At 30.6% G+C, this 12,740-nt stretch carries 7 protein-coding genes; all 7 read left to right on the top strand.

Annotation, left to right across the window (positions count from 1 at the left end):
* Positions 1-36: 36 nt before the first annotated feature.
* The 7 genes from H9I45_RS11030 to H9I45_RS11060 all read left to right on the top strand — a co-directional run bounded on the left by H9I45_RS11030 (position 37) and on the right by H9I45_RS11060 (position 12,738).
* Positions 37-2,865 carry a VPS10 domain-containing protein gene (locus H9I45_RS11030; protein WP_088352579.1) on the top strand — a complete coding sequence of 943 codons (2,829 nt, stop codon included), beginning with the start codon at positions 37-39 and terminating at the stop codon, positions 2,863-2,865.
* 5 nt (positions 2,866-2,870) lie between these two features.
* Positions 2,871-3,233, top strand: coding sequence for a DUF2200 domain-containing protein (locus H9I45_RS11035; RefSeq protein WP_088352581.1), 363 nt, complete (start codon positions 2,871-2,873; stop codon positions 3,231-3,233).
* 3 nt (positions 3,234-3,236) lie between these two features.
* Positions 3,237-3,860 (top strand): DUF6973 domain-containing protein, encoded by a 624-nt coding sequence (locus H9I45_RS11040; RefSeq protein ID WP_088352582.1) that lies wholly within the window; start codon positions 3,237-3,239, stop codon positions 3,858-3,860.
* Between the two features lie 45 nt (positions 3,861-3,905).
* Positions 3,906-6,194 (top strand): LamG domain-containing protein, encoded by a 2,289-nt coding sequence (locus H9I45_RS11045; protein WP_176397513.1) that lies wholly within the window; start codon positions 3,906-3,908, stop codon positions 6,192-6,194.
* Between the two features lie 146 nt (positions 6,195-6,340).
* Positions 6,341-7,609, top strand: coding sequence for a Gfo/Idh/MocA family oxidoreductase (locus H9I45_RS11050; protein ID WP_088352584.1), 1,269 nt, complete (start codon positions 6,341-6,343; stop codon positions 7,607-7,609).
* Positions 7,610-7,620: 11 nt separating this feature from the next.
* Positions 7,621-11,013 carry a DUF1080 domain-containing protein gene (locus tag H9I45_RS11055; RefSeq protein WP_088352585.1) on the top strand — a complete coding sequence of 1,131 codons (3,393 nt, stop codon included), beginning with the start codon at positions 7,621-7,623 and terminating at the stop codon, positions 11,011-11,013.
* 21 nt (positions 11,014-11,034) lie between these two features.
* Positions 11,035-12,738: a GMC oxidoreductase gene (locus H9I45_RS11060; RefSeq protein WP_228454872.1), complete on the top strand. Its 1,704-nt coding sequence runs from the start codon at positions 11,035-11,037 to the stop codon at positions 12,736-12,738.
* The last annotated feature ends 2 nt before the right edge of the window (positions 12,739-12,740 follow it).

Here is a 12,740-nt window from a genome sequence, read left to right on the forward strand (position 1 = left end):
TAGTAATTTCATCAATTCAAACCAAACTTTACTTCTATGAAAACTCTTTTTCAATTCTTATTGGTGTGTTTTTCGGCAACACTATTTGCACAAACACCAACAAATTCAAGTGAAATTCAACAATCTTTAGATCAAAAATCTAAAATGATTGAATCTTCATTAGTCAAAAATGTAGCATTTACTAATATTGGTCCAACTGTAATGAGTGGAAGAGTTTCAGATGTTTCTGTAAATCCAGAAAACCCAACAGAATTTTATGTTGGTTATGCATCAGGAGGTTTGTGGCATACAAACAATAATGGAACCACATTTACGCCAGTTTTAGACAATTCTCCAACTCAAAATATTGGAGATATTGCAGTAGATTGGAACTCTGGAACCATTTGGGTAGGAACAGGAGAAAAAAACTCTTCACGTTCTTCGTATGCAGGAATTGGAATATTAAAGTCTACAGACAAAGGAAAAACGTGGACAAATGTTGGTTTGCCAGATTCGCATCATGTAAGTAGAATTCTTATCAATCCAAATAATGCAGATGAAGTAATTGTTGGGGTAATTGGTCATTTATATTCTTCAAATACAGAAAGAGGAATTTTTAAAACTACAGATGGAGGAAAAACGTGGACAAAATCACTTTTTATAAACCAAGACACAGGAATTATAGATGTTGCAGTTGCACCAGAAAACTTCAATATAATGTATGCCGCTTCTTGGGAAAGAGAACGTAAAGCGTGGAATTTCGATGGAGATGGAAAAAATTCTGCAATTTATAAAAGTACAGATGCAGGAACTTCTTGGGCGAAGGTTGCAGACAAATCTGGTTTCCCAACAGGAAGTGGAGTGGGTAGAATTGGTTTAGCTGTTTTTAATGAAAATACGGTTTATGCATTGCATGATAGTCAATTTAGAAGACCAAAAGGAAAAACCAAAAAGCCTTCAGATGCCTTAACAAAAGAAGATTTTAAAACAATGTCTTCTGCTGAGTTTTTAAACTTATCAGATAAAAAACTAAATTCCTATTTAAAAAATAACGGATTTCAAGAAAAATACAAAGCACAAAACGTAAAACAAATGGTGCGTGTTGGAACTGTTAAACCTATAGATTTAGCAAGTTATTTAGAGGATGCTAATTCTATAATGTTCGACACTCAAGTTATTGGTGCAGAAGTTTTTAAAACTACAAATGGCGGAAAATCTTGGAAAAAAACGCATGATAATTTTTTAGACGGTGTTTATAGTTCTTATGGATATTATTTCGGAGAAATTAGAGTCGATTTACAAGACGAAAACGGAATTTACGTTTTAGGAGTTCCTATTATAAAATCGAAAGATGGAGGAAAAACATTTACGTCTATAAGTAGAGAAAATGTCCATTCAGATCATCAAGCATTGTGGGTAAATCCTAAAAAATCTGGACATATTTTAAATGGGAATGATGGTGGTTTAAATCTTTCTTATGATGATGGAGAAAATTGGATTAAATTAAACGATCCTGCAGTTGGGCAATTTTATTCGGTTTTTGCAGATAATCAGAAGAATTATAAAGTGTATGGAGGTTTGCAAGATAATGGAGTTTGGGTAGCAGAACATAATGCAAGAATCGATAAAAGATGGCATCAATCTGGTCAAAATCCATACGAATCTATTATGGGTGGAGATGGAATGCAAGTTCAGGTAGATAATAGAGATGCAAATATTGTGTATACAGGATCTCAATTTGGAAATTATTATAGACTAGATAGATCTTCTGGAAGAAATAAATACATTCAACCAAAACATACTTTAGGCGAAACTCCTTATCGATTCAACTGGCAAACTCCAATACTTTTATCGAAACACAATCAAGATATTTTATATTTTGGAGGAAATAAATTACACAGATCTTTCAATAAAGGAGATAATTGGGAGACCATTTCTGGCGATTTAACTACTGGAGGAAAAAAAGGAAATGTTGCTTATGGAACGTTAACTACAATTTCTGAAAGTCCGTTTCAATTCGGATTAATTTATGTTGGTTCAGATGATGGATACATTAACATAACTAAAAATGGAGGAGGTAATTGGACAAGAATTTCTAACAATTTACCACAAAATTTATGGGTTTCTAGAGTAATTGCTTCAGCACATAAAAAAGAACGTGTATATGCCACTTTAAATGGTTACAGATTTGATGATTTTGCGACTTATGTGTATGTTTCTAACGATTATGGACAAACCTGGGAAAGCATTAGTAACAACATACCAACTTCGCCAGTAAATGTAATAAAAGAAGATCCTGAGAATGAAAACCTATTATATGTAGGAACTGATAATGGGTTATATGTTTCTCTTAATCAAGGAAATTCTTGGGAGGCGTTTTCTAAAGATTTACCAAATGTAGCTGTACACGATTTGGTAATTCAACCAACAGCAAAACATTTAATTGTGGCAACTCATGGAAGAAGTTTATACAAAGCAAATGTTGCCAATTTGCAATTAATGGATGGCGATGTTTTAGGTAAATCGAGCAATGTTTTTGCTATAAACAGTATTAGAAAAAGTAATAGATGGGGAAGTTCTTGGAGCCAATGGAGAAATGCTTTTTTACCAGAAATTACAATTCCTTTTTATGCAAATTCATCTAGAAAAGTAACAATTGATGTGTATGCTGGTGATGTAAAAGTAAATTCGATCTCTACAGACGCAAACAAAGGTTATAACGAAGCAAAATTTGATGTTTCTTTTTCTAAAAAAGGAAAAAGAGCTTTTGAAAAAGAGAATAAAAAAGTAAAAATAACCAAAGCTCAAAACGATGTTTTCTATTTACCAAAAGGAAAATATACTGTTAAAATTGGAGATGCAAAAAGTGCGTTTGAAATAAAATAATAACCATGAAAACAACACCAGAACACAACAAAAGAGTTGCAGAAATGAAGTTTTTTTCTGTTTGGCCACATTACGTTACAAAAGTAGAGAAGAAAGGTAGAACAATAGAAGAATTATACCAAGTTATAGAATGGTTAACAGGTTTTAATCAGAAAAAAATAAAAGAGTTTATTGATGAAAAAATTACTTTTCAAACATTTTTTGAAAGAGCAAATTTAAACCCAAATGCTCATTTAATAAAAGGAGTAATTTGTGGTTATAGAATAGAAGAAATAGACAATCCGTTAACCAAAAAGGCTCGTTATTTAGATAAATTAATAGATGAATTAGCTAGAGGTAGAAAAATGGAAAAAATATTACGAGAATAAATAATGAAAAAACTACTTCCTATACTCTTCTTTGTGTTTGTAGTTTCAACAAATGCACAATCCGATTTTAAAAGTTTTCTAAAATTATCTGGACCTATAAAAACATGGGTTTTGTTTCATCCTTTTAAAGCTAAAAAGTCTCTAGAAATTTCTATGGAAACAAACAGAGTTGCAGATTCCATAAGAAAAACGAATTTATTGGATGGAGATCCTGCTGGAGGCCAAGTAGATGCTTTTAGACATGCTTATTGGATGGCTCGTTTGCGACAAGAATTAGGAAAATCTTCTGCAAGATCTTTAGGAAAAGCACACGAAAGAGATAATTACATTACCTATAAAAAAATGAAATTAGAAGATGGAGTTGTGCCTGATGAGATTTCATCGGAAATGGATTTGTATAATAATGAAGAAGGTTTAAAAATTATCACTAGAAATAGTGAAGTTTCAAAAAACGGATTAATTTTTAGAATTGTAAATGCCATTCATCATGGAAAAATGAAAATTATCAAAAAAGATAAAGATGGTAATTTTTTAACTTGCGATGGAAAAATAATTCCAAAAGAAAGTTTAAAAAGGAAATGGAAAAATAGTAAATGTTTAATTTCTTCTAATCAAAAAATTCGTTAAAAAAGTTTCAGTACATTTGTTTGAACGAGCTTAATAGTATTCTTTTTGAAAAAAATAGTTTTCCACTACTGCACCTTAATATTTTGCATTCTACTTGCATTTTCAAGTGGTTATTCGCAATCTTATAAAGTACTTTCTAAAGAAGAAAAACAAAATTTTGCATTGCAGTCGCAAGTAATTTTTAAAGTTGCAGCTTTAAATAAAGCTTCTATTGATACATTATTAGAGTCGAAACAAGATTTTGCTATTGAATATGTTGCCAAGAGCGATTTAAATTTAATTGAGTATTTCTTAAAAAAGAAAAAAAAAGTAACTGTCGTAACAAGTGAAAACGCAAAGAATCTTTTAGATAAATTCCCTACAGTTCTTCAAATAAATTCCTCTGAAATAGATTCTCTCAATTTGCAAAATTTAAGTGTTGTAGATAGTACTAAAACACTTTTTAAAGAGCTAAAAGAACTAACTAGTATTAATTTTATCAATAATAAAAAAATTACAGATAGTATTGTATTTCGTATTTGGGAAAGGTCTGGGAAAGTTCCAAATTTTATTTATGCCGATTCAAATTCAATCGCAAAAACTACGAAACTTGTATCATTTTTAAATTCGACAGAAAAAATATTTGGTGTTGTAAAAACAAAAGAAAAATTACTTAAAAATGTATCGTTTAAAAATTTTCCAAATAGAAAAGCAAACGGATATTTTAGTTTTCCATTTCGCTTTGATAATAAAAGTCCAATTTTAATTCCATACAAAGCTGGGTATTATTTTTCGCCAGATATTATTTATGCAAATTTAGAGAACAGGGGAAATCAAAAAGAGTTTATCGGTTTTCCTTTAGACCTTAATTTTGGGTTAACAGATTCTTTTGAGTTTAAAAAAAAGGTTTTAAATCGTATTCGAAATAATAACGAAGATATTATTTCTAAACAAGTACAAATTGTAAATGATTCTGTGCATGGAAAAGTTGGTTTTTTTAATAAAAGAGCCTACATAGATGCAGGTATAGAAAGTAGATCTTCCCTAAAATCTAGTTTTACAATTACTGCTTGGATAAAACCCACAAAACTTGGTAATGCTAATAGTATTTTGGGAAAAGGAAAGCATTTTGTATTAAAAGTACATAGTGGGTATTTAACCTTTACAATGGCTGGTATTAAAGATTATTTTTCTTTTTCATCACCAATTCCAATTAATAAATGGACACATGTTTCACTTGTGTATTCAGAAGTACATAATGAGTTGTATTTTTATATTAATGGAAAAAAAACGGATACTGTTTCCCTTATTTCAAATTACATTACCTCAGACCACAATTTATATATTGGTAATAATTTATGGGAAGAATTTTTTATAGGCTATTTAGGTGCTATTAATATTTGGGAAAGAGAGTTAAATAGTTCAGAAATTTTTTCGCAATATAATAACCCAAACTTAGGAAAAGGTAAAATCAATTTAAAGCTTTATTTAGGTATCGGGTTTTTAGTTTTGGTAAGTTTAATTATTCTATATCTTTTTAAGAGAGCTAATAGAAAATCAAAATTTAGTTCTACATTAAATACACCTAATAAACCATTAAATACACTTTTAGATACTTATATAGTAAAGCTTTATTGTTTTGGTTCATTGCAAATAATAAACGAAGAAAATATAGATATTGCACAAAAATTATCACCAAAATTAAAACAACTTTTCTTAATTATATTTTTAGAAAGTGTTAAAGATGGTATTGGAATTTCTACGAAAAAACTAACAGAAATTTTATGGCCTGGAATGGATCCTAAAAGTGCAAAGAACACAAGAGGAACAAATATTCAAAACTTAAGATCCTTGCTTTCTACTTGCTCTCAAATAAAACTACTTTTTATAAATAAACATTGGTTTTTAGATATTAGTGATAACTGTTTTTGTGATTATGATATAGCGAATAGTTATATAGAATTATTTGCTAGCGAGCAATACAACGTAAAACTTTTAGAAGAAAAATTACCAATTTTGTTATCGTTATTAAAAAGAGGTAGGTTGTTTACCAACACTAGCGCAACTTGGCTAGACCCACATATCGAAAAATTTAGTTTTAAAATAACTAAAGAATGCTTCCATTACATAGATTCTTTATCGATAGAAAAACATGCAGATATGCTTTTAGAAGCAATAGAAATAATTCATTTTTATGACGATTTAAATGAAAAAGCATTACAGTTAAAACTTAAAATATTAATTCATCAGGGTAAGTTAAGTTTAGCACGTCTTTTGTATGATAATTTTTCTAAATTATATAAAAATATTTACAAAGAAAACTACCCGATTACATTCGAAAAGAGTATATCGTAGTATTTTTCTAATAAACAAAGGGAATAATCTTTTTTAGATATTTATAAAAAAAAAGAATTTTTAATTTTTATTACCCCATTTATTACCCTTCTTTTTACCTACATGCATTTATTTTTGATGCTTAATCGAATTCCAAATAGTATTATATGAGCAACGAATTAAACAGTAGAAGAAGTTTTGTTAAAAAGTCTTTAGCAATAACAGCTGGAATATCAATTATTCCAAGGCATGTAATGGGTGGTACAAATTTTTTAGCCCCAAGTGACCAACTTACCAAAGCAGTAATTGGAGTTGGAGGTATGGGACAAGGTCATTTAACTTACGAAGGCACAAAATTATTAGCTATTTGCGATGTAGATGGAAAACACTTATCTAATACTCTTAAAAAAGTAGGGTCAGATGTAAAAGGATATCGAGATTTTAGAGAAGTATTAGCAAGACCAGATATAGATATTGTACATATTGCAACACCTCCTCATTGGCATGGAATTATGTCGGTAATGGCTGCAGAAGCAGGTAAAGATGTTTGGTGCGAAAAACCAATGACAAGAACAATTGGAGAAGGAAAAAGAGTTGTGGAAGCAATGAAAGTTCATGGAAAAATGTTCCGATTAAATACATGGTTTCGATTTAAGAGTAATTTTTACGGAATGGGAACTCCCGTAAAAAAAATAAAAAAAGTAGTTGATAGTGGCGCTTTAGGTTGGCCCTTAAAAGTAACCATAAGTGGTGTAACAGGTTTTAACTGGAAGTTTTATTGGGTTGGTAAAGAAAATTTAAAGCCACAAGACGTTCCTGCCCATTTCGATTATGATATGTGGTTGGGTCCAGCACCAGAAAAACCATATAATGCACACAGAACTCATTCTACATTTAGAGGTTATTGGGATTATGATGGAGGTGGTTTAGGAGATATGGGACAACATTATATAGACCCTGTTCAATACTTTTTAGGAAAAGACAATACAAGCCCTATTAAAGTAGAAATTGATGCACCACAACAACATTACGATGCAATTGGTACTTGGCGTAAAATTGTTTTCACGTATGCAGATGGTTGCCAGATTATTTTAGATGGCGAAAATAAAGATAAGAATGCTGCATATGTAGAAGGGCCTAATGGAAAAATTTTTAACGGATTTAAGTCTACCATACCAAATATTGAAGGTTTAGTAAATAGCCTTCCCGATCCAGAAGAACAAATTGGATTATTTTCAGACTCAGTAAAAACTCGACAAAAATTTGCTCTAAATGAAGAAAATGGACATCGTTCTGCAACCATTGTAAATATGGGCTTAGCTGCATTAAGATTGGGTAGAAATTTAGATTTTGATCCAGTAAAGCAAGAATTTATTAATGATGAAGCCGCAAATAGATTAATTAACCAACCAAAAAGAACTTCTTGGGAAAACTAATATAAACACAAATGAAATATTTATATAATACAATTATAACAGTCCTTTTTATTTGCTTTTCTGTAACTGCTGGTTACTCTCAAATAAACAGAACTTTAGATACTAAAGTTGCAGATATCTTGGCACAAATGCCAGCTAAAAACAACGACCATATTAATAAATTAATGGAAGATGTTTTAAGTTTACAGAAAGAAGGTATTCTTAAACTTTGCGACATGTTAGTTCCTTTAGGTACAGGAGATGATACCAATGCACGCTTTACCATAAATAGTTTGGTTATGTATGTTGGAAAAAACAATATTAAAAATGAAAATATTGTTGAAGAAGCATTAATTACAGCAATTAATAAAACAAATTCTAGTGAAGTAAAAACATTTTTAATAGAACGCTTACAATATTGTGCTACCAATAATAGCATTAAAGCTTTAAACGAATATTTATATGGGAATGAGTTTTATAAACCTGCCTTAGCTGTTTTAACAAACATTGGAACAAATGAAGCGTCACAAGCAATCTTAACTGCTTTAAAAGAGAGTAAAGAACGACAACAAGTTGCTTTTATCAATGCTTTGGGCGTATTAAAGTATTCTCCAGCTGTTGCAACAATCGAAAATTTAGGCAATTCAAAATCAATTGAAATACAAAGACATGTTTTAAAAGCATTGGCAAATATTGCATCTCCAAATTCGTATGAAACATTATACAATGCAGCTAAAAAAGCAGATTTTAAAGAAGAAAATACTGAGGCTGTTTTATCTTTTATCCATTTTGGTATGCAACAAAACAACCCTAAAGTTAAAGAAAAAATAGGTAAAGTTATTTTAAAAAAATGTACTTCTAACGAGCAATTATATTTTAGAACAGCAGGTTTACACCTTTTAAATAATCAAAAAGAAGCTTCTGTATTAAAAAGATTATTAAAAGAATTTAAGAATAAAGATAATGCTTATAGAGGAGCTGTTGTTGCAATTGCATCGAATAATTTAACCTCTAAAAATCTTTCAAAATGGGCAAAAAGATTTAAGAAGACTTCACCAGAAGGAAAAGTGCAATTGGTTGGAATGGTTCAAAAAAGAACGGAAAAAGAAATAATTTCTTCATTTATTCTTCCTGCAATAAAAAGTAAACATGAAACTGTTAAAATAGCTGGAATTAAAGCCTTGGCTTTTCAATCTAAAAACAGTGCTTATCCAATTTTATTTGATGTTTTATCAAAATCTCAAACACCTTCAGAAGTTTCGGCGATAAAAGGTAGTTTACTTCGTTTAACATCAAAAAATGAAATTAATGATATTGCTAGTAATTTAGTAAAAACAAACACGAAAGGTAAAGTTACACTTGTACAAATATTGGCTGCTAGAAATGCAACCTCGAAATTCGACCAAATTATTTCTTTGTTAGATGATATTAATGAACCTGTTCAAAAAGCCGTATATAATTCGTTACCAAAAATTGCTACTCCAGCAAATTTATCACAATTAATAAATTTACTAAATAATACAGAAGTTCCAGAATATGTTTCTAACATACAGAGAGCTATAACAGTTGTATTAGACGAATCTAAAGAAGATTTATCTGGAGTTGTTCTTGGAGCTTATAAAAAAGTATCAAAAAAAGAAAAGTTATTACCAATTCTACCAATTTTAAACAATAAAGAAGCATTAGATTTGGTAACCTCTTCTTTAAAATCTAACAATTTAAAGGAAAGAGAAAATGCGTTAGAAGCTTTATCTAAATGGAGAAATAAAGATGCGATTCCTTATTTATTTGAAGCAGCAAGTAATAATTCGGAATTACATTCGCAAGCGTTTAATATGTATCTTTCACAAGTAATTAATTCTAATAATACAGCCGATCAAAAGTTATTATTAGTTGAAAAAATAATGTCTTTTAGTAAAAATATTGAAGAACAAAAGAGAGTTATTAATAGCGCTCGCTCAATTAAAACTTTTTTGTCTTTAATATTCGTTTCTAAATATTTAGATAACCAAAATTTAAGAGCTACAGCTTCTAATGCAGTCATTAAAATTGCGTTGCCAACTCCAGGGAAAAACGATGCTTTAAGTGGGAAAATTGTTAGAGAAATTGTCTCTAAGAGTATGAATAATATTACAGGACCTGATAGTCAATATATAAAAATTGATGTTAAAGAATTTTTAGACAAAATGCCAAATGTAAAAGGTTTTGAATCTATTTTTAATGGAAATGATTTGTCTGGTTGGGAAGGATTGGTTAAAAACCCAATAGCAAGAGCAAAAATGACTAAAAAGCAATTGGCAGATGCACAAGAAAAAGCAAATGCACAAATGCTTAGAGATTGGTTTGTAAAAGATGGTATTATTGGTTTTAAAGGGGAAGGTTACAATAATATTTGTACAATAAAAGATTATGGAGATTTTGAAATGTTGGTAGACTGGAAAATTACCAATGGTGGAGATAGTGGAATTTATTTAAGAGGAACACCTCAAGTACAAATTTGGGATATTGCAAGAACTAATGTTGGTGCAGAAGTAGGAAGTGGTGGTTTGTATAACAATCAGAAGCATAAAAGTACTCCATTAGTTGTTGCAGATAATCCAATTAATGATTGGAACACATTCCGTATTAAAATGGTTGGTGAGCGTGTAACAGTTCATTTGAATGGTATTTTGGTAACAGACAATGTAGTTCTTGAAAATTATTGGGATAGAAAATTACCAATTTTTACAAAAGAAGCCATAGAATTACAAGCACATGGAGAAGATTTAGGGTTTAGAAATGTGTATGTTAGAGAAATTTCTTCTGGAGACGATTCATTATCGGCAGAGGAAAAACAAGAGGGGTTTTCTTCTCTTTTTAATGGTAGAGATTTAGATCATTGGGTAGGAAATAAGAAAGATTATTTAGTTGAAAATAATATTTTGGTTGTACGTCCAGAACAAGGAGGTCATGGTAATTTATATACAGCTAACGAATATTCTGACTTTAATTTCAGATTCGAATTTAAGCTTACACCTGGTGCAAATAATGGTTTAGGAATACACACTCCTTTAGAAGGCGATGCTGCTTATGTAGGTAAAGAATTGCAAATTTTAGATAATACAGCATCTATTTACGCAAATCTAAGACCTTACCAATATCATGGTTCTGTTTATGGAGTAATCGCTGCAAAAAGAGGTTTTCTAAAACCTGTTGGAGAATGGAATTCGGAAGAAGTTATTGTAAAAGGAAATCATATTAAAATTATTTTAAACGGAACTGTTATTGTTGATGGAAATTGGGAGGAAGCTTCTAAAAATGGTACATTAGATAAGAAAAATCATCCAGGATTAAAAAGAAATAAAGGGCATATTGCTTTTCTTGGTCATGGATCTGAATTGGAGTTTAGAAATATAAGAATTAAAGATTTGTCTAAAAATAAATAATACTTAATTTTATTGTTTAGAATGAACAACAAAAGTAATGAAGAAATGTACGATGCTATTGTTATAGGTACTGGAGTTTCTGGTGGTTGGGCTGCCAAGGAATTAAGTGAACAAGGTTTAAAGGTATTGGTGTTAGAAAGGGGTAGAATGATTAAACATGTAGAAGATTACCCTACAATGGATATGGATACCTGGGATTTTGAGAATCGTGGATTAACAGCCTCAGATCAACCTAAAACGCAAGAAAAACAGGCACGTTCTGGTTATACCACAAGTGAAGTTTCTAGACATTGGTTTGTAAACGACATTAAACATCCTTACAACGAAGAAAAAAGATTCGATTGGCTTCGTGGTTACCATGTTGGAGGTAGGTCTATAATGTGGGGAAGACAAGTTTTACGTTTAAGTGATTTAGATTTTGAAGCAAATAAAAAAGAAGGTATTGCTGTAGATTGGCCAATTAGATACAAAGATATAGCACCTTGGTACGATAAAGTTGAAGCTTATATTGGTGTAAGTGCAGAAAAATTAAATTTACCACAATTACCAGATGGTGTTTTTACACCACCAATGGATTTAAACTGTGTGGAAACTGAATTCAGAAATAAACTTCACGAAACTTATAATAATAGACATTTAACTATTGGAAGGTTTGCGAATATAACTGGAGATAAAATTTATGAAGGTAGAGGTAAATGTTTACATAGAAATCGTTGTATGAGAGGTTGTCCTTATGGAGCGTATTTTAGTAGTAATTCAACTACTTTACCTGCTGCAAATAGAAGTGGAAACATGACCTTAAGAGCCAATTCTATTGTAAGTAAAATTATTTATGACGATACTAAAAAATTAGCAACCGGAGTTGAAGTGATTGATGCAATTACCCATGAAAAAATGCAGTTTTCTGCTAAAATTATTTTTTGTTGTGCTTCAACAGTAGCTAGTGCTGCAATTCTTTTAAATTCAACTTCAAAAAGATTTCCAAACGGTTTAGGAAATGATTCTGGAGAATTGGGGCATAATTTAATGGATCATCATTTTCAAGTTGGTGCAACAGCTTTAGTAGAAGGCTTTGACGATAAATATTATACAGGTAAAAGACCTGCGAGTTTTCATATTCCTAGATTTAGAAATTTAGGAGATGCCAAAACCAAACAAAAATATTTACGTGGTTTTGGATTTCAAGGAAGTGCAAGTAGAACAAAATGGAGCAGAGCTATTAAAGAAATGAGTTTTGGTGAAGATTTAAAAGAAGAATTATTTAAACCTGGGCCATGGAAAATAGGAATGACTGCTTTTGGAGAGTGCTTGCCCTATCATGAAAACAAAATAACTTTAAATTACGAGAAATTAAACGAATGGGGATTGCCAACCGTTACTTTTGATTGTGAATTTAAAGAGAATGAAAAAGAAATGCGAAAAGACATTCAGCAAGAAGCTATAAATATGATGAAAGCTGCAGGTTTTAAAAATGTAAAAGGCTATGACAATCCGTGTTTTCCAGGAAATGCAATCCATGAAATGGGAACAGCAAGAATGGGGCATGATCCAAAAACATCTGTACTTAACAAAAACAATCAAGTACATGCAGTACCTAATGTTTATGTAACGGATGGTGCTTGTATGAGTTCTTCTCCATATCAAAACCCCTCTTTAACTTATATGGCATTAACTGCGAGAGCAGCTCATCATGCAGTTGAGCAATTAAAAGCTAAGAAATTTTAAAG

Origin of the sequence: Polaribacter haliotis (genome assembly GCF_014784055.1) — a bacterium.
Classification (GTDB): domain Bacteria; phylum Bacteroidota; class Bacteroidia; order Flavobacteriales; family Flavobacteriaceae; genus Polaribacter; species Polaribacter haliotis.

Bases quoted from the DNA above. Each gene is read 5' to 3' on its own strand.
- H9I45_RS11055 (WP_088352585.1), top strand. From the start codon at position 7,621: ATGAAATATTTATATAATACAATTATAACAGTCCTTTTTATTTGCTTT.
- H9I45_RS11050 (WP_088352584.1), top strand. From the start codon at position 6,341: ATGAGCAACGAATTAAACAGTAGAAGAAGTTTTGTTAAAAAGTCTTTA.
- H9I45_RS11035 (WP_088352581.1), top strand. From the start codon at position 2,871: ATGAAAACAACACCAGAACACAACAAAAGAGTTGCAGAAATGAAGTTT.
- H9I45_RS11060 (WP_228454872.1), top strand. From the start codon at position 11,035: ATGAACAACAAAAGTAATGAAGAAATGTACGATGCTATTGTTATAGGT.
- H9I45_RS11040 (WP_088352582.1), top strand. From the start codon at position 3,237: ATGAAAAAACTACTTCCTATACTCTTCTTTGTGTTTGTAGTTTCAACA.
- H9I45_RS11030 (WP_088352579.1), top strand. From the start codon at position 37: ATGAAAACTCTTTTTCAATTCTTATTGGTGTGTTTTTCGGCAACACTA.